At 57.3% G+C, this 23,583-nt stretch carries 17 protein-coding genes, 2 tRNA genes and 3 rRNA genes; 16 read left to right on the plus strand and 6 right to left on the minus strand.

The window, feature by feature from the left end:
• Positions 1-8 precede the first annotated feature (8 nt).
• Positions 9-737: an SDR family oxidoreductase gene (locus tag ACA059_RS08580; protein WP_497633412.1), complete on the minus strand. Its 729-nt coding sequence runs from the start codon at positions 735-737 to the stop codon at positions 9-11.
• 92 nt (positions 738-829) lie between these two features.
• On the opposite strand from ACA059_RS08580, the gene ACA059_RS08585 reads away from it, so the two are divergent.
• Positions 830-1,390 (plus strand): TetR/AcrR family transcriptional regulator, encoded by a 561-nt coding sequence (locus ACA059_RS08585; RefSeq protein WP_497633413.1) that lies wholly within the window; start codon positions 830-832, stop codon positions 1,388-1,390.
• 15 nt (positions 1,391-1,405) lie between these two features.
• On the opposite strand, the gene ACA059_RS08590 is transcribed toward ACA059_RS08585, so the two are convergent.
• Together ACA059_RS08590 and rhtA are read right to left on the minus strand one after the other, a co-directional pair.
• Positions 1,406-1,687, minus strand: coding sequence for a hypothetical protein (locus ACA059_RS08590; protein ID WP_008156219.1), 282 nt, complete (start codon positions 1,685-1,687; stop codon positions 1,406-1,408).
• A gap of 168 nt (positions 1,688-1,855) precedes the next feature.
• Positions 1,856-2,743, minus strand: a complete 888-nt coding sequence (gene rhtA, locus ACA059_RS08595; RefSeq protein ID WP_497633414.1) for a threonine/homoserine exporter RhtA — start codon at positions 2,741-2,743, stop codon at positions 1,856-1,858.
• A 661-nt stretch (positions 2,744-3,404) separates the two neighbouring features.
• Between rhtA and ACA059_RS08600 the strand changes: the two genes are divergently transcribed.
• The 5 genes from ACA059_RS08600 to rrf all read left to right on the plus strand — a co-directional run bounded on the left by ACA059_RS08600 (position 3,405) and on the right by rrf (position 8,619).
• Positions 3,405-4,943, plus strand: a 16S ribosomal RNA gene (locus tag ACA059_RS08600).
• 82 nt (positions 4,944-5,025) lie between these two features.
• Positions 5,026-5,102: transfer RNA gene (locus ACA059_RS08605), tRNA-Ile, on the plus strand.
• A gap of 27 nt (positions 5,103-5,129) precedes the next feature.
• Positions 5,130-5,205 (plus strand) — tRNA-Ala (locus ACA059_RS08610).
• A gap of 249 nt (positions 5,206-5,454) precedes the next feature.
• Positions 5,455-8,346 (plus strand): 23S ribosomal RNA (locus ACA059_RS08615).
• A gap of 157 nt (positions 8,347-8,503) precedes the next feature.
• A 5S ribosomal RNA gene (rrf, locus tag ACA059_RS08620) occupies positions 8,504-8,619 on the plus strand.
• The 16S, 23S and 5S rRNA genes sit together here with 2 tRNA genes alongside, the layout of an rRNA operon.
• Positions 8,620-8,734: 115 nt before the next feature.
• Here the strand turns inward: rrf and ACA059_RS08625 are convergent.
• Positions 8,735-9,658, minus strand: coding sequence for an LLM class oxidoreductase (locus tag ACA059_RS08625; RefSeq protein WP_497633415.1), 924 nt, complete (start codon positions 9,656-9,658; stop codon positions 8,735-8,737).
• Between the two features lie 274 nt (positions 9,659-9,932).
• Between ACA059_RS08625 and mrdA the strand changes: the two genes are divergently transcribed.
• Entirely contained in the window at positions 9,933-11,825 is a 1,893-nt protein-coding gene (gene mrdA, locus ACA059_RS08630) for a penicillin-binding protein 2 (RefSeq protein ID WP_497633416.1), read from the plus strand.
• A 12-nt stretch (positions 11,826-11,837) separates the two neighbouring features.
• Here the strand turns inward: mrdA and ACA059_RS08635 are convergent, their stop codons facing one another.
• A complete protein-coding gene (locus tag ACA059_RS08635) occupies positions 11,838-12,797 on the minus strand; it encodes a LysR family transcriptional regulator (protein WP_497633417.1) in 960 nt (319 codons plus the stop codon).
• Positions 12,798-12,954: 157 nt separating this feature from the next.
• On the opposite strand from ACA059_RS08635, the gene ACA059_RS08640 reads away from it, so the two are divergent.
• The 7 genes from ACA059_RS08640 (at position 12,955) to ACA059_RS08670 (ending at position 19,836) form a co-directional block, all read left to right on the plus strand.
• On the plus strand, positions 12,955-14,256 hold the full coding sequence (locus ACA059_RS08640) for an MFS transporter (RefSeq protein WP_497633418.1): 1,302 nt from the start codon (positions 12,955-12,957) through the stop codon (positions 14,254-14,256).
• Complete coding sequence (locus ACA059_RS08645) at positions 14,253-15,008, plus strand: class II aldolase/adducin family protein (protein ID WP_497633419.1); 756 nt, start codon at positions 14,253-14,255, stop codon at positions 15,006-15,008. Before ACA059_RS08640 ends, ACA059_RS08645 begins: the two co-directional genes overlap by 4 nt.
• Positions 15,005-15,946: a 2-hydroxyacid dehydrogenase gene (locus tag ACA059_RS08650; protein WP_497633420.1), complete on the plus strand. Its 942-nt coding sequence runs from the start codon at positions 15,005-15,007 to the stop codon at positions 15,944-15,946. The genes ACA059_RS08645 and ACA059_RS08650 overlap by 4 nt, the downstream gene beginning before the upstream one ends.
• Before the next feature lie 127 nt (positions 15,947-16,073).
• Positions 16,074-17,453, plus strand: coding sequence for an MFS transporter (locus tag ACA059_RS08655; protein ID WP_497633421.1), 1,380 nt, complete (start codon positions 16,074-16,076; stop codon positions 17,451-17,453).
• A gap of 18 nt (positions 17,454-17,471) precedes the next feature.
• Positions 17,472-17,864 (plus strand): RidA family protein, encoded by a 393-nt coding sequence (locus ACA059_RS08660; RefSeq protein ID WP_033061193.1) that lies wholly within the window; start codon positions 17,472-17,474, stop codon positions 17,862-17,864.
• The gene (locus ACA059_RS08665; RefSeq protein ID WP_497633422.1) at positions 17,857-18,477 is read left to right on the plus strand and encodes an RraA family protein; all 621 of its coding nucleotides are present in this window, start codon (positions 17,857-17,859) and stop codon (positions 18,475-18,477) included. The genes ACA059_RS08660 and ACA059_RS08665 overlap by 8 nt, the downstream gene beginning before the upstream one ends.
• 48 nt (positions 18,478-18,525) lie before the next feature.
• Positions 18,526-19,836, plus strand: coding sequence for an OprD family porin (locus ACA059_RS08670; RefSeq protein WP_497633423.1), 1,311 nt, complete (start codon positions 18,526-18,528; stop codon positions 19,834-19,836).
• A 9-nt stretch (positions 19,837-19,845) separates the two neighbouring features.
• On the opposite strand, the gene ACA059_RS08675 is transcribed toward ACA059_RS08670, so the two are convergent.
• On the minus strand, positions 19,846-20,778 hold the full coding sequence (locus ACA059_RS08675; protein WP_033061190.1) for a LysR family transcriptional regulator: 933 nt from the start codon (positions 20,776-20,778) through the stop codon (positions 19,846-19,848).
• A 162-nt stretch (positions 20,779-20,940) separates the two neighbouring features.
• On the opposite strand from ACA059_RS08675, the gene ACA059_RS08680 reads away from it, so the two are divergent.
• Positions 20,941-22,251, plus strand: a complete 1,311-nt coding sequence (locus ACA059_RS08680) for an MFS transporter (RefSeq protein WP_497633424.1) — start codon at positions 20,941-20,943, stop codon at positions 22,249-22,251.
• A gap of 24 nt (positions 22,252-22,275) precedes the next feature.
• Positions 22,276-23,505 carry a Zn-dependent hydrolase gene (locus ACA059_RS08685; RefSeq protein ID WP_497633425.1) on the plus strand — a complete coding sequence of 410 codons (1,230 nt, stop codon included), beginning with the start codon at positions 22,276-22,278 and terminating at the stop codon, positions 23,503-23,505.
• Positions 23,506-23,583 lie beyond the last annotated feature (78 nt).

Below are 23,583 nucleotides of genomic sequence, written 5' to 3' on the forward strand. Positions count from 1 at the left end.
GGGAGGGCTTACCAGCGTTCGCTCCAGGGGCGCAGGTCCAGCTCGAAGGTCCATGCGTCACGGGGCTGGCTGTGCAGGTACCAATAGTTCTCGGCAATGTGCGTAGGATTGAGAATACCGTCCTGGTCCTTGGTCGCGTACTTTTCGGGGAAGCTCTCGCGGATAAAATCGGTATCGATGGCACCGTCCACTACAACGTGGGCGACGTGAATGTTCATCGGCCCTAGTTCACGTGCCATGCTTTGCGCAAGGGCACGAATCCCGTGCTTGGCGCCGGCGAACGCCGCAAATCCTGATGCCCCACGCAGGCCGGCGGTAGCACCGGTGAACAGGATAGTCCCGCGTTGACGCTTGGCCATGCGCTTGGCCACTTCACGAGCGTTGAGAAAGCCTGAGAAGCAGGCCATTTCCCAAATCTTGAAATATTTGCGCGCGGTTTCTTCGAGAATGCTGCAAGGCACATTGGCGCCGATGTTGAAAACGAACGCTTCGATTGGTCCGATCTGGCTTTCAATCTGCTCGACTAACGCAATCACGTCCTCTTCCTTGCGCGCATCGCAGGCAAACCCGTGGGCTTCACCGCCGTCGGCCTTGATGGCGTCCACCAACGGCTGGAGTTTGTCCGCGCTGCGGCGGGTGACACAAGCCACAAATCCTTCCTGCGCAAAGCGTTTTGCAATTGCGCCGCCGGTGGCATCCCCTGCACCTACAACCAGTACGACCTTCTTGTTATTCATGGGTAGATCCTTTTGATAAACGATCGTTAACTAAACGAACGTTATGCTACGATTCGGCAAGCGTCAAGGCGATCAATCCTGAGGGCAAGGCAATGCGTTACTCGGCCAATCACAAACTGGAAACCAAAGAGAAACTACTTGAAAGCAGTGCGGTGTCGGCCAAGAAATCTGGTTTTTCAACGGTTGGTGTCGACGGTTTGATGAAGGCGATCGGTTTGAGTGGCGGGGCTTTCTACAGTCACTTTTCGTCGAAGGATGAGCTGTTCGCTTCAATCGTCGAGCGTGAGCTGTCTCAAAGCCTGGAGCGTTTAGGGGCGGTCCAGAATCCTGAGAGGTTCCAGCGCTGCCTGAAACACTACCTGAGCATGGCCCATGTCGAGCACCCGGAATCCGGTTGTGCTTTGCCGGCATTGGGGGCTGAGATTGCACGTTCAGACCTGATGATTCGTCAGCAGGCGGAGAACTGGATTTGCCGGCTTCAGAAGAGTTGGGCGCAAGTTCTGGAAAGCGACAGCCTGGCCTGGGCGATTCTGTCGCAATGTATCGGTGCGTTGGTCATTGCGCGAATGCTGGCCACGCCAGACATCCAGCGCGCGGTACTGAAGTCCAGTTACGATGAGATTGGCCGCCAGATCGCAGGTCCACGAACCTGACAAGGCGGCATCAATCTATTTGCAGATGACGATCATGCTGCGGCTGGTATAGCCTGCCGGGTTGAGGCCGAACGGGTAATCGCCTGGTTCTTCCACAGCGTCCCCTGACTTGGCGATGACTTTGTAACCTTTGGGTGCGCACGAGTTGGCAGCACTGGTGTAGCACTTGTCCCAGGATGACGAGAGCCCGGAACAGTTGATATGCAGCCCTCTCTTGCCGTGTTTTACCTGGGTTTTCGATGTCGCCGCGCAGCCCGCAACGGCAAGTACGGCGATCAGTATCAAAATTCGTTTCATTACTGTCCTTATAGCGTCCCCGGATCTTTGCGCCCGGGTCTGGCTGCATTCGCTTTCGCTTGAAGCGTTCTGATATCCCTATCTGAAAAATCCATGTCTGGCACTGGGTTACGGGCCTAAACATGGCCTAATTGCGCGGCAAATACCAGACCCTCGTCAAATCCTGTCTCAATCTGCAGCGACAGCAGGCTTGGCCGTACTCCCCATCGTCATGGTCGCGCCTATGGAAGCCAGAATGATGCACATGATGGCCATCCATTGTGACAGTGAAAGGTACTCATGGAGAAACAACAGGCCTGACAGTGCGCCGATCGCAGGTTCAATGCTCATCAACGTGCCGAAGGTCCGGGTAGGGATTCGGGTGAGGGCGACCATCTCCAGCGTGTAGGGCACGGCGGTCGACAGAATGGCGACCGCGATGGCCACGGGGATCAGTGAGGGAGTGAGCAGCGCGGCGCCAGCATGGACGATGCCGATAGGGGCTACAAAAAGTGCCGCAATCATCACCCCCAGTGCCGCGGTCTGCACCCCATTGTCGGCGCCGGCCTTTTGGCCGAACAGAATGTACAGCGCCCAGCAGACACCTGCGCCCAATGCATAACCGGCGCCTACCAGATCGATCCCCGCGGTCGTTTCTCCCATAGGTATTAACAGCAGCAAGCCGACGGCTGCCAGGGCGATCCACAAAAAGTCGATCGCGCGACGTGAGGCGTAGATGGCTACCGCCAGTGGGCCGGTGAATTCCAGCGCAACCGCGATACCGAGGGGGACGGTTTGCAAGGACATATAGAAGAGGAAGTTCATGCCGCCCAACGCCATTCCGTAGACGATGACGGTGCGCAGGGATTTTGCGGTGAGCTTCGCTCGCCAGGGGCGCAGTATCAACATCATGATCACGCTGGCGAAGATCAGCCGCAGGGTGGTGGTCCCTTGCGCACCGATAATGGGGAACATGCTTTTAGCAAGGGAGGCTCCTGACTGGATTGATGCCATGGCTATCAATAGCAGGCCAACCGAAAACAGGGTCGAGGCAAGGCTGCGAGGTTGGTCATTCATGGCGTGGCATCGTCCGAAGTAGGAAGCGAGAGTGTTGTTGGGCAATATACTGCGCATTCATGGTGGGCGCGTCTATATATAAGCGGCGATTTTGAGCATCCTTATATAAAAGTGTAATTAAGGGTTGACGGCAGATTCTGGAAGTCTATAATTTGCCCCACTTCCGGCGCAGTCGAAACGGAAAACTCCTTGGTAAACAATGAGTTACGCAGTTTTCGACAGCGAGTTGCTTCAGGTCATCGAAGCCCAGAAGGAGTTGAAAGAGCGGGGTTGTTTGGCTCTTTTAACGATTCGATCTTCTCGGTCGAAAGCGGTGTAAAAGAGGTGTTGACAGCAGCGAGTAACGCTGTAGAATTCGCCTCCCGCTAACGAGAGATCGGAAGCACAAGTGGTTGAAGTTGCAAAGGAAACTTTGAAAACTTCGAAAAATAACCGCTTGACAGCAACAGAGGCTGCTGTAGAATGCGCGCCTCGGTTGAGACGAAAGATCTTAACCAACCGCTCTTTAACAACTGAATCAAGCAATTCGTGTGGGTGCTTGTGGAGTCAGACTGATAGTCAACAAGATTATCAGCATCACAAGTTACTCCGCGAGAAATCAAAGATGTAACCAACGATTGCTGAGCCAAGTTTAGGGTTTCTTAAAAACCCAAAGATGTTTGAACTGAAGAGTTTGATCATGGCTCAGATTGAACGCTGGCGGCAGGCCTAACACATGCAAGTCGAGCGGCAGCACGGGTACTTGTACCTGGTGGCGAGCGGCGGACGGGTGAGTAATGCCTAGGAATCTGCCTGGTAGTGGGGGATAACGCTCGGAAACGGACGCTAATACCGCATACGTCCTACGGGAGAAAGCAGGGGACCTTCGGGCCTTGCGCTATCAGATGAGCCTAGGTCGGATTAGCTAGTTGGTGAGGTAATGGCTCACCAAGGCGACGATCCGTAACTGGTCTGAGAGGATGATCAGTCACACTGGAACTGAGACACGGTCCAGACTCCTACGGGAGGCAGCAGTGGGGAATATTGGACAATGGGCGAAAGCCTGATCCAGCCATGCCGCGTGTGTGAAGAAGGTCTTCGGATTGTAAAGCACTTTAAGTTGGGAGGAAGGGCATTTACCTAATACGTAAGTGTTTTGACGTTACCGACAGAATAAGCACCGGCTAACTCTGTGCCAGCAGCCGCGGTAATACAGAGGGTGCAAGCGTTAATCGGAATTACTGGGCGTAAAGCGCGCGTAGGTGGTTTGTTAAGTTGGATGTGAAATCCCCGGGCTCAACCTGGGAACTGCATTCAAAACTGACAAGCTAGAGTATGGTAGAGGGTGGTGGAATTTCCTGTGTAGCGGTGAAATGCGTAGATATAGGAAGGAACACCAGTGGCGAAGGCGACCACCTGGACTGATACTGACACTGAGGTGCGAAAGCGTGGGGAGCAAACAGGATTAGATACCCTGGTAGTCCACGCCGTAAACGATGTCAACTAGCCGTTGGGAGCCTTGAGCTCTTAGTGGCGCAGCTAACGCATTAAGTTGACCGCCTGGGGAGTACGGCCGCAAGGTTAAAACTCAAATGAATTGACGGGGGCCCGCACAAGCGGTGGAGCATGTGGTTTAATTCGAAGCAACGCGAAGAACCTTACCAGGCCTTGACATCCAATGAACTTTCCAGAGATGGATTGGTGCCTTCGGGAACATTGAGACAGGTGCTGCATGGCTGTCGTCAGCTCGTGTCGTGAGATGTTGGGTTAAGTCCCGTAACGAGCGCAACCCTTGTCCTTAGTTACCAGCACGTAATGGTGGGCACTCTAAGGAGACTGCCGGTGACAAACCGGAGGAAGGTGGGGATGACGTCAAGTCATCATGGCCCTTACGGCCTGGGCTACACACGTGCTACAATGGTCGGTACAGAGGGTTGCCAAGCCGCGAGGTGGAGCTAATCCCAGAAAACCGATCGTAGTCCGGATCGCAGTCTGCAACTCGACTGCGTGAAGTCGGAATCGCTAGTAATCGCGAATCAGAATGTCGCGGTGAATACGTTCCCGGGCCTTGTACACACCGCCCGTCACACCATGGGAGTGGGTTGCACCAGAAGTAGCTAGTCTAACCTTCGGGAGGACGGTTACCACGGTGTGATTCATGACTGGGGTGAAGTCGTAACAAGGTAGCCGTAGGGGAACCTGCGGCTGGATCACCTCCTTAATCGACGACATCAGCTGCTCCATAAGCTCCCACACGAATTGCTTGATTCATTGAAGAAGACGATAAGAAGCAGCCCGAAATTGGGTCTGTAGCTCAGTTGGTTAGAGCGCACCCCTGATAAGGGTGAGGTCGGCAGTTCGAATCTGCCCAGACCCACCAATTTTGTGTGGGAACCTGTAGAAATACGGGGCCATAGCTCAGCTGGGAGAGCGCCTGCCTTGCACGCAGGAGGTCAACGGTTCGATCCCGTTTGGCTCCACCACTAACTGCTTCTGTTGTTGAAAGCTTAGAAATGAGCATTCCATCCTGGTGATGGTGAATGTTGATTTCTAGTCTTTGGCTAGATCGTTCTTTAAAAATTTGGGTATGTGATAGAAAGATAGACTGAACGTTACTTTCACTGGTGACGGATCAGGCTAAGGTAAAATTTGTGAGTTGCTCTTTATGAGCAAGCATCGAATTTTCGGCGAATGTCGTCTTCACAGTATAACCAGATTGCTTGGGGTTATATGGTCAAGTGAAGAAGCGCATACGGTGGATGCCTTGGCAGTCAGAGGCGATGAAAGACGTGGTAGCCTGCGAAAAGCTTCGGGGAGTCGGCAAACAGACTTTGATCCGGAGATGTCTGAATGGGGGAACCCAGCCATCATAAGATGGTTATCTTAAGCTGAATACATAGGCTTAAGAGGCGAACCAGGGGAACTGAAACATCTAAGTACCCTGAGGAAAAGAAATCAACCGAGATTCCCTTAGTAGTGGCGAGCGAACGGGGACTAGCCCTTAAGTGGCTTTGAGATTAGCGGAACGTTCTGGAAAGTACGGCCATAGTGGGTGATAGCCCTGTACGCGAAAATCTCTTAGTCATGAAATCGAGTAGGACGGAGCACGAGAAACTTTGTCTGAATATGGGGGGACCATCCTCCAAGGCTAAATACTACTGACTGACCGATAGTGAACTAGTACCGTGAGGGAAAGGCGAAAAGAACCCCGGAGAGGGGAGTGAAATAGATCCTGAAACCGTATGCGTACAAGCAGTGGGAGCCCACTTTGTTGGGTGACTGCGTACCTTTTGTATAATGGGTCAGCGACTTATTTTCAGTGGCGAGCTTAACCGAATAGGGGAGGCGTAGCGAAAGCGAGTCTTAATAGGGCGTCTAGTCGCTGGGAATAGACCCGAAACCGGGCGATCTATCCATGGGCAGGTTGAAGGTTGGGTAACACTAACTGGAGGACCGAACCGACTACCGTTGAAAAGTTAGCGGATGACCTGTGGATCGGAGTGAAAGGCTAATCAAGCTCGGAGATAGCTGGTTCTCCTCGAAAGCTATTTAGGTAGCGCCTCATGTATCACTGTAGGGGGTAGAGCACTGTTTCGGCTAGGGGGTCATCCCGACTTACCAAACCGATGCAAACTCCGAATACCTACAAGTGCCGAGCATGGGAGACACACGGCGGGTGCTAACGTCCGTCGTGAAAAGGGAAACAACCCAGACCGTCAGCTAAGGTCCCAAAGTTATGGTTAAGTGGGAAACGATGTGGGAAGGCTTAGACAGCTAGGAGGTTGGCTTAGAAGCAGCCACCCTTTAAAGAAAGCGTAATAGCTCACTAGTCGAGTCGGCCTGCGCGGAAGATGTAACGGGGCTCAAACCATACACCGAAGCTACGGGTATCACTTAGGTGATGCGGTAGAGGAGCGTTCTGTAAGCCTGTGAAGGTGAGTTGAGAAGCTTGCTGGAGGTATCAGAAGTGCGAATGCTGACATGAGTAACGACAATGGGTGTGAAAAACACCCACGCCGAAAGACCAAGGTTTCCTGCGCAACGTTAATCGACGCAGGGTTAGTCGGTCCCTAAGGCGAGGCTGAAAAGCGTAGTCGATGGAAAACAGGTTAATATTCCTGTACTTCTGGTTATTGCGATGGAGGGACGGAGAAGGCTAGGCCAGCTTGGCGTTGGTTGTCCAAGTTTAAGGTGGTAGGCTGGAATCTTAGGTAAATCCGGGATTCTAAGGCCGAGAGCTGATGACGAGTTACCCTTTGGGTGACGAAGTGGTTGATGCCATGCTTCCAAGAAAAGCTTCTAAGCTTCAGGTAACCAGGAACCGTACCCCAAACCGACACAGGTGGTTGGGTAGAGAATACCAAGGCGCTTGAGAGAACTCGGGTGAAGGAACTAGGCAAAATGGCACCGTAACTTCGGGAGAAGGTGCGCCGGTGAGGGTGAAGCATTTACTGCGTAAGCCCATGCCGGTCGAAGATACCAGGCCGCTGCGACTGTTTATTAAAAACACAGCACTCTGCAAACACGAAAGTGGACGTATAGGGTGTGACGCCTGCCCGGTGCCGGAAGGTTAATTGATGGGGTTAGCTAACGCGAAGCTCTTGATCGAAGCCCCGGTAAACGGCGGCCGTAACTATAACGGTCCTAAGGTAGCGAAATTCCTTGTCGGGTAAGTTCCGACCTGCACGAATGGCGTAACGATGGCGGCGCTGTCTCCACCCGAGACTCAGTGAAATTGAAATCGCTGTGAAGATGCAGTGTATCCGCGGCTAGACGGAAAGACCCCGTGAACCTTTACTATAGCTTTGCACTGGACTTTGAATTTGCTTGTGTAGGATAGGTGGGAGGCTTTGAAGCGTGGACGCCAGTTCGCGTGGAGCCAACCTTGAAATACCACCCTGGCAACTTTGAGGTTCTAACTCAGGTCCGTTATCCGGATCGAGGACAGTGTATGGTGGGTAGTTTGACTGGGGCGGTCTCCTCCTAAAGAGTAACGGAGGAGTACGAAGGTGCGCTCAGACCGGTCGGAAATCGGTCGTAGAGTATAAAGGCAAAAGCGCGCTTGACTGCGAGACAGACACGTCGAGCAGGTACGAAAGTAGGTCTTAGTGATCCGGTGGTTCTGTATGGAAGGGCCATCGCTCAACGGATAAAAGGTACTCCGGGGATAACAGGCTGATACCGCCCAAGAGTTCATATCGACGGCGGTGTTTGGCACCTCGATGTCGGCTCATCACATCCTGGGGCTGAAGCCGGTCCCAAGGGTATGGCTGTTCGCCATTTAAAGTGGTACGCGAGCTGGGTTTAGAACGTCGTGAGACAGTTCGGTCCCTATCTGCCGTGGACGTTTGAGATTTGAGAGGGGCTGCTCCTAGTACGAGAGGACCGGAGTGGACGAACCTCTGGTGTTCCGGTTGTCACGCCAGTGGCATTGCCGGGTAGCTATGTTCGGAATAGATAACCGCTGAAAGCATCTAAGCGGGAAACTAGCCTCAAGATGAGATCTCACTGGGACCTTGAGTCCCCTGAAGGGCCGTCGAAGACTACGACGTTGATAGGTTGGGTGTGTAAGCGCTGTGAGGCGTTGAGCTAACCAATACTAATTGCCCGTGAGGCTTGACCATATAACACCCAAGCAATTTGTGAACTCGAAAGAGGCCAGATTGCGGTGTGTGAAGACGAAACGAACCGAAAGTTCGAGATACTCACAAAACACCAAACTATCGCATACCCATTCGCTGGAGCGTGATCCGTAAGGAGAACGACCTGGCTACCGAATTTCTTGACGACCATAGAGCATTGGAACCACCTGATCCCATCCCGAACTCAGCAGTGAAACGATGCATCGCCGATGGTAGTGTGGGGTTTCCCCATGTGAGAGTAGGTCATCGTCAAGATTAAATTCCGAAACCCCTATCTGCGTATGCAGGTAGGGGTTTTGTTTTGTCCGCAGGAAAGTGGCGTGGCGAAAAAGGGATAGTCCATCGGCTATCCCAGGTTCCAGCAGCATCGTTAGTGAAACTTCGGCAGAACGTATTCAGCGATCTCTTCAATAACCTCGGCAACCGGTCGCTCGCTACGACGCAGATGCAAGCCAACGTGCTGCACACCTGCTTCACGCAAAGCCTGGAGCTCATCGATCAGTGCCAGCCTCCCGCAACTGCCGCCAAAACGCACGCGTCGCATCGGTGCATGAGGATTGGCCGCCAGATCCAGGTGAACGAAGCTGATGTAGGGTTTATCGCCACCGACCTCTCGCCACAGTCCCACTCGGCGCCGATGTTCCTCCGGAGTACCAGGGTAGGCGAGCCAGCCGTCCATGTGTTGGCCGATCCACGCAGGGGATTGCTGACCAAGACCTGCGACCAACAATGGTACTGGCTGATCTCGCTTCGGTAACAGGCGAGCACCTTCCGGCAAGCGTCCTTCACCTTGGCTGCGCAACAACTCGACCGTATCGCGAAAGATCTCTCCCCGCTGATCGTAGTCCACACCAAACAACGGATACTCCATTGGTCGGTCGCCACTGGCCACACCCAGTAGCAGACGTCCATCACTCAGTTCATCAACACTGTTGGCTGCCTTGAGCGTTAACCAAGGTTGGCGTAGCGGTAATACAACCGCCGCTGTACCCAGCATGATGTTGTCGGTGATCCCTGCCAGGTAGCCGAGGTAGGAAAAGGTTTCGAACACCTGTGCCGCATCACCAAAATTGGGATCATAAACCGGCACATCGCGTACCCACAAAGCGCCGAAACCAGCCTTGTCTGCGAGGCGCGCCATAGCGGCGTGCTGCTTCAGGTCCGGAACACCAAAAGGCCGGTCTTCGGCAATCCGCAACCGCTGCCCATCGCTGGACCAATCATTATCCAGCGGCAGTTCAAGCCCAATGGAAAATCCATTGGAGCCCAGTAAACGTTGAAATCGTGGATGCATGAAAAGACTCCAAAAAAACATAACGGAATGACATACACCCAGTATCTACAGGCCCTCCTTCAAGAAAAATGCATGAATGGGAATATCAATCTTGAGCAAAACGCACGAGTCATAAAGAAACCGAACGACGTTTTAGTCTTCAAGGACAACCGTTAGAGGAAATCGCACTAAAGTGACCGTCCGGTTTTTGGTATGGTGCAGCTCGTTTTTTAACGGACTGATTACAAGCCTACGGATCGGCACCCCCCTTTACAGTCAAAGAGCTGCTGCAGAAATGCCCCAACCGATACCGATCAAGGACCACGAAAAAGAGACGCGCCTGGTCAACAAAAGACTGATGGCTTGCGCCCTGTTCGTTGTCGTCATTACCTGTGCGCTGGTGGTGCGCCTGTATGTCCTGCAGGTGGTCGAATTTGACTATCACTCTACGATCTCAGAAAACAATCGCGTCCATGTCCTGCCGATCACCCCCACGCGCGGATTGATCTATGACCGCAACGGTGTAGTTCTTGCGGACAACCGTCCCAGCTTCAACCTGACCATCACCCGTGAACGCGCCTCCGATGTCAAAGAGGAACTGGATGAAGTGGTCAGCCTCCTGCACTTGCCGACCGAAGACCGCTCGTTGTTTGACAAGGCGATGAAGCAGGCGCGCCATCCATTCGTGCCGGTCACCTTGTTCTACGAACTCAGCGAAGAACAGATCGCCGTGTTGGCGGTCAACGAGTTCCGTCTGCCGGGGATCGACGTAGAGCCACAATTCGTTCGCCACTACCCGATGGGCGCGCACTTTGCGCATTCGATCGGCTATGTCGGCCGCATCAACGAGAAAGAGTCCAAAGCCCTGGACACGGTGGAATACCGTGGCACTCAATCCATCGGCAAGACCGGCATCGAAAAATTCTACGAGTCGCAATTGCACGGCCAAGTGGGTTACGAAGAAGTCGAAACCAACGCTCAGGGCCGGGTCCTGCGAGTGCTCAAGCACACCGACCCGATCCCCGGCAAAAACATCGTACTGAGCCTCGACGTCAAACTTCAGGAAGCCGCCGAGGAGGCCTTGGGTGATCGTCGCGGTTCGGTGGTCGCACTCGATCCGTCGACCGGCGAAGTACTCGCGATGGTCAGCAAGCCGAGTTTCGACCCGAACCTGTTCGTTACCGGGATTAGCTTCAAGGAATACGCAGCGCTCCACGACTCGATCGACCGGCCGCTGTTCAACCGCGTCCTGCGCGGTCTCTACGCACCGGGTTCGACCATCAAGCCTGAAGTGGCCATTGCCGGCCTCGACGCCGGCGTCGTTACCCCGCAGACCCGAGTCTTCGACCCCGGTTATTACCAACTCCCGGACTTCGATCACAAATACCGCAACTGGAACCACAGCGGCGATGGCTGGGTGGACATGGATGCGGCGATCATGCGCTCCAACGACACCTATTTCTACGACCTGGCCCACAAGCTGGGTATCGATCGCCTGCATGACTACATGGCCATGTTCGGCCTCGGCGAGAAAGTCTCGCTGGACATGTTCGAAGAGTCTGCCGGCCTGATGCCATCGCAAGCCTGGAAGCGTGCCACGCGCCGTCAGGCATGGTTCCCGGGTGAGACCGTGATCCTCGGCATCGGCCAGGGCTACATGCAGGTCACGCCCCTGCAACTGGCCCAGGCCACTGCACTGATCGCCAACAAAGGTGTCTGGAATCGCCCGCACCTGGCCAAAACCGTGGACGGTGTTGCGCCAGTGGATGAGCATCCAATGCCGAACATCCTGTTGAAAGACCCGCGTGACTGGGAGCAGGTCAACCACGGCATGCAAATGGTGATGCACGACGCTCGCGGGATTGCCCGGGCGGCAGCGGCGGGTGCCCAGTACCGTATCGCGGGCAAGAGTGGTACCGCGCAAGTGGTGGCGATCAAGCAAGGCGAGCGCTACAACCGGGCGAAAACCCTTGAGCGCAACCGCGACAACGCCCTGTTTGTCGGTTTTGCCCCGGCCGAACATCCGAAGATTGTCATCTCGGTGATGATCGAAAACGGTGAGGCCGGCGGTCGAGTCGCAGGTCCCGTGGTGCGGCAGATCATGGATGCCTGGTTACTCGATCAGGACGGCCACCTGAAGCCGCAATACGCTACACCGAGCAAAGTGCCGGGCGACCCTCACGTCTAAACGATCAAGGCTTCACAGCACAGGCTCACGAATACTGAGCATGTGCTGGAAGCTTTCGAGGAACACGGTTTCGGCCTGACTCATCTTCTGCTCACGATTCCACAACAGCTGGATATCGAAATCCACCACCCCATCTTCCGGCGGTAAACGCCAGAGCAAACCTTGCTCGACATCCCTTCGTACCAGGTGCGTCGGCAGGCAGCCAATGCCGAACCCTGAACAGATCAAGCGATAAATTTCTTCGAAACTCGTCGATGACGCGACGATCTTGCCGGTAAAGCCTTGCTGGTCGCGGAACAATGTCAGGGGTGAAAGATTGCCCCCGAGTTGGTCACTGGTGAAGCTGACAAAATTCTCCGCCGCGAGCTGTTCCAGGGTCAGATTTTCTTGCCCAAACAACCGATGACGCTGCCCGCAGAAGTACGCATAAGTCTCACGAAACAGTACTCGCTGCTCCAGCCGCGGCTGCGGTAAACGGCACAGGCCGACACCAATGGTCGCCGTCTTTTGCAGCAGTGAACTGATGATGTTCGAGCTACCCATCACCTCGACTTCAAACTCGATTTTCGGATGGGTTTCGTGGAAATCGGCGAGGAACTCGTCGTAATGTCGTGCCTGCACGCCGCTGACGGTAAGGATGCGAACCTTGCCGACCACGTCGTCGTTACGACTCTCCACCACTGTGCCCAGTCGTGAAATATCGCCGTAAATGTCCGCCGCAATGCGCAGGACTTCTTCCCCGGTTTCCGTCAGATCAAACCGTCGCCCGCTGCGGGCAATCAACACACATTCCAATTGTTCCTCCAGCCGTTTCAGTGCCTGGCTGACGGCTGACTGCGTGATGTGCAATCGCGCGGCGGCCCGGCTCATGCTGCCTTCCTGGCCGATCACCAAATAGGTGCGTAACAGGTTCCAGTCGAGGCGGTCATTCAGAAAGCGGCGACCGACCCAAGGGTTAGAAGTGGAGGGCATAAAAACTCCATGTAGTAGCAAGGCTAATAGTAAAGATAAGAATTTGAAAATTGACTAATCCTGGCACGGAAGCGATAAAGCTAACAAGCGCCACAGAGTGCAATCCGTAAACAGCCTTCAGTACCTGCCCAAAACTATAAATACACAGGGTCCTTGCATGCACACTACCCCTCAACCGCGTCGAGCGGCGGCGGCAGCCTTCATTGGCACGACCATCGAGTTCTACGACTTCTACATCTATGCCACGGCGGCAGCGCTGGTGCTCGGGCAAGTGTTCTTTCCCAGCCACGACCCGGTGATGAGCACCCTGGCAGCGTTCGGCAGTTTCGCCGTCGGCTTCATCGCTCGCCCAATGGCCGGCATGGTTTTCGGTCATCTGGGTGATCGCCTGGGTCGCAAGAAAATGCTGCTGGTGACCATGGCGCTGATGGGTTTGGCGACCGCCGGCATCGGTCTGTTGCCCAGCTACGCCAGCGTCGGCATCTGGGCACCGGTCGGTCTGATTGTGCTGCGTTTGATCCAGGGCATTTCCGTCGGTGGCGAGTGGGGCGGGGCGGTGCTGATGGCCAGCGAGCACGCACCGGCCAAGCGCAAGACTTTCTATGCATCGTTCGCTCAACTCGGTAGCCCGGCGGGTTTGCTGCTGGCCTTGATCGCTTTTCGCTTGGTGACATCGCTTGAGCCAGAGGACTTCCTCGCCTGGGGCTGGCGTCTGCCGTTTCTCGCCAGCGGTGTATTGATGATGGTCGGCCTGATGATCCGTTCCGGCGTCCACGAGTCGCCGGAGTTCGCCAAGGCCCGGGACAATAACGAGACTTCCAAGTACCCGGTGAAGGACGTGATCCGCACCTGCTGGCGACAGATCCTGTTTGCTGCCGCCGCCGTGACCATCGGTTCGGCCGGGTTCTTCTTTACCAACACTTTCATGATCACCTACGTCACCCAGTACCAAGGCATCGCGCGCTCGACGATTCTCGATTGCCTGTTCCTGGTAACCGTCATTCAGCTGCTCTCGCAACCACTCTCCGCGTTGCTGGCCGAGCGCATCGGCGAAGGCCGCTTCCTCAAACTCGTCGCGCTGCTGTGCATGGTCACGCCGTACCCGATGTTCATGCTGGTGGGCACACAGAACATTGTGCTGATGACTGTCGGCATCGCTCTGGCGGTGGTGATTCTCTCGGCGCTGTACGCGGTGATCGCCGGTTACATGACCCAGGCGTTCCCGGTGCACCTGCGCTACTCGGGCATTTCTATCGCCTACCAACTCAGCTGCGCGCTGGCCGGCGGCACCACGCCGCTGATCGGCACGCTGCTGGCGAGCAAGTTTTCCGGACAATGGTTGCCGTTGGCGGTGTTCTTCACCTTGCTCTCGGCCCTGTCCTTGATCGGTGTTTGCGGCCTGGCCCGCCTGCGCGCCAACCCGGTCGTCACCCACGCTGCTAAAGAGGTGTATTCGTGAGTAAACCTGAACACATCGGCCCGGTTGAATGGCAAGCCCGTTGCGAGCTGGCTGCGCTGTATCGCCTGGTCGCGCACTTTCGCATGACCGACCTGATCGACACCCACATCACCCTGCGTATTCCAGGGCCAGAGCACCATTTTCTGATCAACCGCTACGGGGTGATTTTCGACCGCATGCGTGCTTCGGACCTGGTGCGTATCGATCAGGACGGGCGAGTCGTTGACCCGGAATATGAAGGTCATCGGGTCAACGCCGCCGGCTTCGTCATTCACTCGGCGATCCACATGGCCCGCCCGGACCTCAACTGCGTGATCCACACCCACACAGCCGCTGGCATGGCGGTCGCCGCGCAGAAACAAGGCTTGCTGCCGATCAGTCAGCACGCGCTGAAGTTTTACGGCAAGTTGGCGTATCACACCTATGAAGGCATCGCGCTGTCGCTGGATGAGCGCGAGCGTTTGATTGCCGATCTGGGGCCGCACCGGGCGATGATCCTGCGCAATCATGGACTGTTGGTCGGTGGTTTTGGAGTGGCCCAGGCGTTCCAGGAGATTCACTTCCTGGAGCGTGCCTGTCAGGCGCAAGTTGCGGCGTTGTCCGGTGGTTCGGCGTTGCATTACCCGTCCCCGGAAGTCTGTGCGCACACCGCCGAGCAGTTTGACCGCGATGAGCAGGACAACATCATCGACCTGGCCTGGGAGGCCGCCCTGACCTTGATCGAATCCCAGCGTGAGTCCTACTTATCGTGAAAACCGTCACCAATACCGTGGTTCTGCTGTCCCGCGACAGTCTTCTACTCAAGCAATTGCAGGCCGCATTTGCCCGCAGTGCGCCGCAACTCAAGGCAGTCCTGGCCGATGATCCGCAGGCTGCCAACGCGCAGATTGCCGCATGCTGGTTTCCCTTGCCGGGCAGCCTCACCGCATTGCCGAACCTGCAAGTCATCCACTCGGTGGCCGCCGGTATCGATCACCTCGATCACGACCCGTCGTGCCCGGATCTGCCGATCTGCAGAGTGGTCGATCCCGGTCACCGCCAAGGCATGACCGAGTACGTGCGCTGGGCGGCGATTCACTATCACCGCGGCTTCGATCAGGTGCTGTTGCAGCAACAGGACCAGCGTTGGGAGCGGCCGCTGCAACGGGCGGCGGGGCAGTTCAAGGTCGGTGTGATGGGGCTTGGGTCGTTGGGCAGCGCCATTGCCCAGGACCTGGCCGCCGCCGGTTACGACGTTCGTGGTTGGGCGCGTCGCAGCAAGGATTTGTTGGGCGTACAGACGTTCGCCGGAGCGGAAAAACTGAACCCGTTTCTCGATGGATTGGAGTTGCTGATCAACCTGTTGCCGCTGACCAGCGAAACCCGCGGCATCCTCGGCAGCGCAACGTTCGAGCGGCTCGCCAATGGCGCCGCGCTGGTCAATTGTGGTCGCGGCGGTCATCTGAATATCGACGACCTCGAAAAAGCCCTGGCTCGAGGAAAACTGCGCGGTGCGTTGCTGGATGTTTTCGAACAAGAACCGCTGCCGGTCGATCACCGTCTCTGGACAATGCCCGGCGTCACCATCACTCCGCACATGGCGTCCGCGGCCTCCCACGACTGTATCGCCGAACAAGTAGCAGAGAACTTTCGCCGTTTGAATACCGGTGAACCGTTATTGAATTGTGCGGACCGAACACTCGGTTATTAATAAGAAAGTGCCTTGCGAGCTCGCCCATTGAGTTGGGCGCTATATAACAACAATCCCTCACTTCGAACGTTTTACTGCCAGTTAAAACAATTAAATACGAGTTCTTGATGAACTCCTGGAGACAGTAATGAGCGATCTATCGCCTGTAGAAAAGTCCGGCGCACCTCCGGAAGTTGCAATCAGCATGAAGAAAGTGGCCGTGGCCAGTGTGATTGGTACCACGGTGGAATGGTACGACCTGTTTGTTTTCGCCACGGCTTCGGCGCTGGTGTTCAACAAAGTGTTCTTTCCGGATTTCGATCCGTTGATCGGTACATTACTGGCTTTCGGTACGTTTGCTTCGGCCTACCTGGCCCGGATTGTCGGCGCAGCACTGTTCGGTCATTTCGGTGACCGCTTGGGACGCAAGTCGATGTTGTTGGTTTCACTGTTGACCATGGGTGCCGCTACGTTCGCCATCGGGTTATTGCCCAATTACGCGGCCATTGGTATCTGGGCGCCGATCCTGTTGTTGCTGCTGAGGGTGATTCAAGGCCTGGCGTTGGGTGGCGAGTGGGGCGGTGCGGTGCTGATGGCGGTGGAACACGCTCCCGCCAACAAACGCGGCTTGTACGGCTCTTGGGTACAGATCGGCGTCCCGGCCGGGACCATGATTGCCAACCTGGCCTTCCTGCTGATTGCCGCGTGGCTGTCCCCTGAAGACCTGTTGGCCTGGGGCTGGCGTATTCCGTTCCTGGCCAGCGTGCTGCTGATCGCCGTGGGCTTGTACATCCGTTTGAACATCTCTGAAACCCCGGCCTTCAATAAGGTCAAGGAAGCCGAGGTGCAGGTGAAAATGCCGCTGGCGGAAGTGTTTCGCAAGTACTGGAAACAAGTGGTGCTGGGCGGGATCGCCACCATGTCGACCGGGGCGTCGTTCAACATCATCGTTGCCTTCGGCCTGACGTACGGCACGCAGAATCTGGGGTTCAGCCGCAGCGTGATGCTCGGCGTGGTGTTGCTGTCCTGCGCCTGGTGCATCGTTATGTTGCCGGTGTTCGGCGCGCTGTCGGACCGCTACGGACGCAAGCCGATCATCGTCGCCGGCATCGTGGCCGAAGCGTTGGTCGCGTTCCCGATGTTCTGGTTGATGGACACCAAAGAGTTGCCCTGTGTGATCTTCGGCTACCTGCTGTTGATGACTGCCTTCGCGGCCAATTACGGGCCGATCGCGACCTTCCTTGCCGAACTGTTCGGCACTCGGGTGCGCTATTCCGGGTTGTCGATCAGCTACATGTTGTCCGGCCTGCTTGGCAGTGCGGCAACGCCCATCGTCACCACCGCATTGCTGGCGGCGACCGGCAAAGGCTCTTCGGTGGCCTGGTACATGATCGGTGCGGCGTTGATTTCGTTGGTGGCGCTGTTGTTGCTGACCGAGACCTTCAAGCGAGACATCAGTGAAGTCCCGGCGGCAGTGCCGGCCAACGAGCCAGCCCTCGGCAAACCTGTCAAATCGGCCGCCGCCTGATTAATGGAGTTCAACAACATGCGCAGAATCCAGTCAGCCCCGGGCTTCATCGGCCCGGTCGGCCCATACTCCCAAGCGGTGGTCAGCGGCCACCTGGTGTTCACCGCCGGGCAGATTCCGGCCCAGAGCGGGCTCGATGACCAACCCGCCCATTTCACCGAACAAGTGCGGCAAACCTTGCGCAATCTGGAGGCGATCCTGATTGAAGCCGGGTCCGACTTCAGCCACGTGATCAAGGTCAACGCGTACCTCACCGATCCCGCACAACTGGAGCCGTTCAACGCGGTGTATCGCGAGTTCCTCGGCCATGCGCCGCCGGCCCGCACCACAGTGTGCGTGGCGCTGTGGGGCGTGTCGCTGGAAATCGATTGTGTTGCCGAGTTGATCGCCAAGGAGGCGCAACATGGATGAATCACAGCTGATCGAGCAGCTCAACGCGGTGAGCTTTCCGACCCTCGGGCATTTTCTCGAGGAGGGCTTTGCCGACTCGCAACTGCGGGCCATGGTGCCCAATGTGAAACTGGTCGGCCGCGCGCTGACCCTGAAACTGGTGGGCGCCGATGCTATTGCGGTCAACCAGGCGCTGGCGCTCATCCAGCCCGGCGATGTGCTGGTGATCGACACTGATGGCGACTGGCAGCACGCACCCGTCGGCGCGGTCACCAGTTGCGCGGCGCGCTGCGCCGGTGCGGTGGGCATTGTGGTGGACGGCGCGGTGACCGACTTGCTGGAACTGCGTGAAGCCGGGTTACCCGTCTTCGCCCGCGGCACCAGCCTGCTGACCACCAAGCTGCATGGTCGCGGCGACAGCCAGATCAACCAGCCAATTCACTGTGCCGGCGTCACGGTACATCCCGGGGATTTCGTGCTGGCGGACGACAACGGCGTGCTGTTTCTCGATCCGGCCACCGCACAAAACGTCATCGAGCGTGCGCTGGCATCAGACCGGGCAGAACCGCAACTGTTGACCCGGTTAATGGCGGGCGAGCCGGTGTCCAGTGTCTTGAGTATCAAACTTTCTTAATGATCGGCAGCCAGCCTGAAAACTGGCTGCTCAGGAACTTCAAAATCAATGAACAAACAACCGTTGGCAATGATTGCGATCGGCAGTGCGCTATTCAGTCCGTTGAGCATGGCGGACTTTATCAAAGACAGTAAAGCGACCCTCGGGATGCGTAACTATTACTTCAATAACGATAATCGCGATGGCGCCGCGAACCCTTCCAGAACCGAAGAGTGGGCTCAGGGTTTCATGCTCAACTATCAGTCCGGATTCACCGAAGGCACTGTCGGCTTTGGTGTCGATGCGTTAGGCCTGCAGGGTATTCGCCTGGACAGCGGTGACGGTCGTCATGTCGGCAGTTCGATGATCCCCGACGATGGCAACGGCGCAGCCGAGCAATGGTCGCGTTTCGGCGCAACGGCAAAGATGCGCTTTGCCCAGACTGAAATGCGTTACGGCACGCTGACGCCGAAGTTGCCGATTCTGCAGGCCAATGACGGACGGCTTCTGCCACAAACGTTCGAGGGTGGGCAGATCGTCTCCAATGACTTCGAGCGTCTGACCCTGACCGGTGGTCATCTCGAACACGCCACGGGCCGCGGTTCCAGCGACAGCACCGGTCTGGCCGTGGCCGGCGGCACCCGGGAAAGCAACGCGTTCAATTTTGCCGGTGCCGATTACAAGGTCACCGACGCGCTTCTGGCGCAGTACTACTACGCCAATCTCGAGGACTATTACCAACAGCATTTCGCCGGTCTGGTTCACAACCTGACACTGGGGGATTTCGGCGCGCTGAAAACCGATCTGCGCTACTTCAAGACCTCCGCCGACGGTGCCAATGACTCGGCCACCGGGCGGGCCAGCGGCTACCGCACCAGTGGCTATACGCAGAACGGCGACGGCAAGATCGACAACAACACCTGGAGCCTGGCGTTCACCTGGAGCATCGGTGCTCATGCGCTGATGGCCGGTTATCAGCAGGTGTCCAGTGACAGCGGATTTGTGCAGCTCAATCAGGGTGGTTTGCCGGACAAAGGCGCTGGAGGCGCTAGCGTCTACCTGCTGACCGACCGCTACATCCAGAACTTCACCCGCGCCGGAGAGCGTACCGGTTTTGCCCAATACAGCTACGATTTCGCCGCCCTTGGCGTGCCGGGGCTCAAGGCTTCGGCGATGTACCTCTCAGGCAGCGGAATTAAAACGGTGGCCGGACCTGAGCAAGAAGAATGGGAGCGGGACCTGAGCCTCGATTACGTGATCCAGAGCGGCCCGTTGAAAAACGTTGCCCTGGGTTGGCGCAACGGCATGTCGCGCAGTGAAGCATCGCGGGATGCGGACCAGAACCGCCTGGTGGTCAGCTACAGTCTGCCGTTGTTCTGATCGGGCAACTCAGTCCAGCAAGCACTGTTGCAGGCTCTCGAGGAAGATCGTCTCGGCCCGGCTCATGCGCTGTTCGCGATTCCACAGCAAATGAATGTCCACATCGGCAATCCCTTCGTGGGGCGGCAGGCGCCAGAGCAATCCGGCGTCGACGTCCGCCGCCACCACGTGCTCGGGCAAACAGCCGATCCCGTACCCGGCGATCACCAGTCGCCGGACTTCTTCCAGGCTCGGTGATGAGGCGACTATTCGCCCGCTGAAGCCTTGCTGATCACGAAAAATCGTCAGCGGCGAGAGCATGCCGCCGATCTGGTCGCTGGTGAAACTGACGAAGTTCTCCCGCTGCAAATCCCCTTCGGCAACGTTCTGTTGGCCGAACAGTGCATGGTGTTTGCCGCAGAAAAACGCATAGCGCTGACGCAGGAACAGCCGTTGTTCTAGGCGCGGTTGCGGGCGGCGATTGAGGCTCAGGCCGAGGGTCGCGGTTTTTTCCTGCAAGGCGCTGACGATGTCGGAGCTGCGCATCACGTCGACTTCCAGATCCACTCGCGGGTGCTGGCGATGAAAGTCCGCGAGGAAGTCATCGAAGCGCTCCGAAAAGATCCGACTGATGATCAGCAATCGAACCTTGCCGATCACTTCGTCGGCCGGTTGCTCCAGCACGCTGCTGACCTGGGACATCTGCCCGTAGATTTCCCCGGCCAGTTCGAAGATCTGCTCGCCGACTTCGGTCAGGGCAAACCGTGGCCCGCGACGGGCGATCAGTTGTCGGCCCAGTTGCTCCTCCAGACGCTTGAGCGCCTGGCTCACCGCCGGTTGCGTCAGGTGCAGGCGGGCGGCGGCGCGGCTGATGCTGAGCTCCTGACCGATCACCCGGAAGGTGCGCAGCAGGTTCCAGTCCAGACGGTCATTGAGCAGACGTTGTACATCGCGTTCGGCCATGGCGGCTCTCGATTATAAGCTGACGTAATAGTCCGCATAATAAATAGAAAATTGACTAATCATAGCCCCGAGACGATAAATCATCTCCAGACAGGCGCCGTCAGAGCGCCTTGATTTTGCAGTTTCACTCCTGCCAAAAAAATAACCAAAGGAGACCGACCCATGAAGCCCCAAGCTTCTCCTCAGCCGCGCCGTGCGGCAGCCGCAGCCTTTATCGGCACCATGATCGAGTGGTACGACTTTTACATTTATGCCACCGCCGCCGCGCTGGTATTCGGCGCGCTGTTCTTCCCCTCCGACGACAAACTGTTCAGCACCATGGCCGCCTTCGGCACCTTCGCCGTGGGCTTCTTTGCGCGGCCGTTGGGCGGGATTATCTTCGGCCATATCGGCGACCGCATCGGCCGCAAGAAGTCGTTGATCATCACCTTGCTGATGATGGGCGTGGTCACGGTCTGCATCGGCTTGCTGCCGACCTACGCACAAATCGGCGCAGCGGCGCCGGTGCTGCTGATTCTGCTGCGCATCGTCCAGGGCATCGCCGTCGGTGGCGAGTGGGGCGGGGCGGTGTTGATGGCCGGCGAGCATGCGCCGAAAGGTCGACGCAACTTTTTCGCATCCTTTGCGCAGCTGGGCAGCCCGGCCGGTTTGATCCTGTCGTTGCTGGCCTTCAGCGCAGTCACCCGTCTGCCAGAAGAAGACCTGATGAGCTGGGGCTGGCGTCTGCCGTTCCTCGCCAGTTCGTTGCTGCTGCTGGTGGGCCTGGCGATCCGCCTGGGCGTGAATGAGTCGCCGGAGTTCCTCGCCAGCCGCGAACTGGCCCGCAAAAGCACACGCAAGGAGCAGGCACCAGTCATGGAAGTCCTGCGTACCGCGTGGCGCCCGCTGCTGCTGTGCATTGGCGCCAACACCCTCGGGATCGCCGGGGTGTATTTCACCAACACCTTCATGATCGCCTACACCACCCAGCAACTCGAGCTGCCGCGCTCGCTGATTCTTGAGTGCCTGTTTGTGGTGGCGATCATTCAGTTCTGCATTCAACCATTGGCGGCGTGGGTCGCAGAGAAAATGGGCGCCACCCGATTCCTGTGCCTGATGTCGTTGCTGGCCATGGCCTCGCCGTACCCGATGTTCGTGCTGGTCAGCTCGGCCCAGGCGCCGCTGATCATCCTCGGCATCGCCCTGGCGGTGGTGTGCATGGCGTCGTTCTACGCGGTGATCGCCGGTTACGTCAGCGGCATGTTCGAGACCCGCGTGCGCTACACCGCGATTTCGTTGGCCTATCAGATTTGTGGCGCCGTGGCCGGTGGCCTGACGCCGCTGATCGGCACCTTGCTGGCGCACAAGTTCGCCGGCCAATGGTGGCCGATGGCGGTGTTCTACAGCCTGATTGCCGCGACTTCGCTGATCTGTGTCCTGTCCCTTGCCCGTCGCCATGCCAGCGCTGAACGCCTCGAAATGGCCAACGCTTAATTAACGAATTCCCAGGAGTAACTCATGTTGAAAATTAATGGTGAACGCCTCTGGGCGAGTCTGATGGCCATGGCCGAAATCGGCTCCACCGCCCGTGGCGGCAGCTGCCGCCTGGCGCTGAGCGATGAAGACAAGGCCGGTCGTGAATTGTTTTCCCACTGGTGCCGCGAAGCCGGCATGACCCTGAGCGTGGACGCCATCGGCAACCTGTTCGCCCGCCGCGCCGGCACCGACCCCGATGCCGCGCCCGTGATGATGGGCAGCCACCTCGACACCCAGCCTGAAGGCGGGCGTTTCGATGGCGTCTACGGCGTACTCGCCGGCCTGGAAGTGGTCCGTTGCCTGAATGACCTCGGCATCCAGACCCGCAAACCGCTGGAAGTGGCGGTGTGGACCAACGAAGAAGGCGCACGCTTCACCCCGGCGATGTTCGGCTCGGCGGTGTTCACCGGGATCATGCAACTGGACGCAGCGCTGGCGGTGCGTGACATCGACGGCATCAGCGTTGCCGAGGCGTTGCAGCGCACCGGTTACGCCGGCGAACGCCCATTGGGCGGCGCGGTGGATGCGTACTTTGAAGCGCACATTGAGCAAGGTCCGATCCTCGAAGACAACGCCAAAAGCATTGGCGTGGTCAGCGGCGGCCAGGCAATTCGCTGGCTGGATGTACGCGTCGAAGGCATGGCCGCCCACGCCGGCACCACGCCGATGCCGCTGCGCAAAGATGCCCTGTATGGCGTGGCGCGGATGATCCAGGCCATCGAAAGTCTGGCCACCGATTTCGCCCCCGAGGGCCTGACCACCGTGGGCGAGTTGAGCATCAACAAGTCCTCGCGCAACACCATTCCGGGGCTGGTGAATTTCACCGTCGACCTGCGTCATCACCGCGACGAAGCGATTGAGGCCATGGAGCAACAAGTCCGCGAGCGGCTTCAGGCGATTGCCGATAGCCGAGGCTTGAACCTGACGATTACGCCTCACTGGATCAGCCCGGCAACACCGTTCGATGCCGATTGCGTGGCGGCCGTGCAGCAGGCAGTGGACGCGCTGGGCTACGCTCAGCAATCGATTGTCAGCGGCGCCGGGCATGATGCGATTCATCTGGCGCGGTACTGCCCGACGGCCATGGTGTTCATTCCTTGCGTCGGCGGCTTGAGCCATAACGAAGCTGAAGACGTGTTGCCTGAAGACGTGCGTCAGGGCTCCGATGTGTTGCTCAACGCCGTGCTGGCCCGTGCCGGTGTCATTCTTTAAGAACAGAGCTACGAACACAAAACCTGTGGCGAGGGGATTTATCCCCGTTGGGCTGCGCAGCAGCCCCAAAACCTGAGC

It is taken from the genome of Pseudomonas sp. LBUM1647, assembly GCF_059716175.1.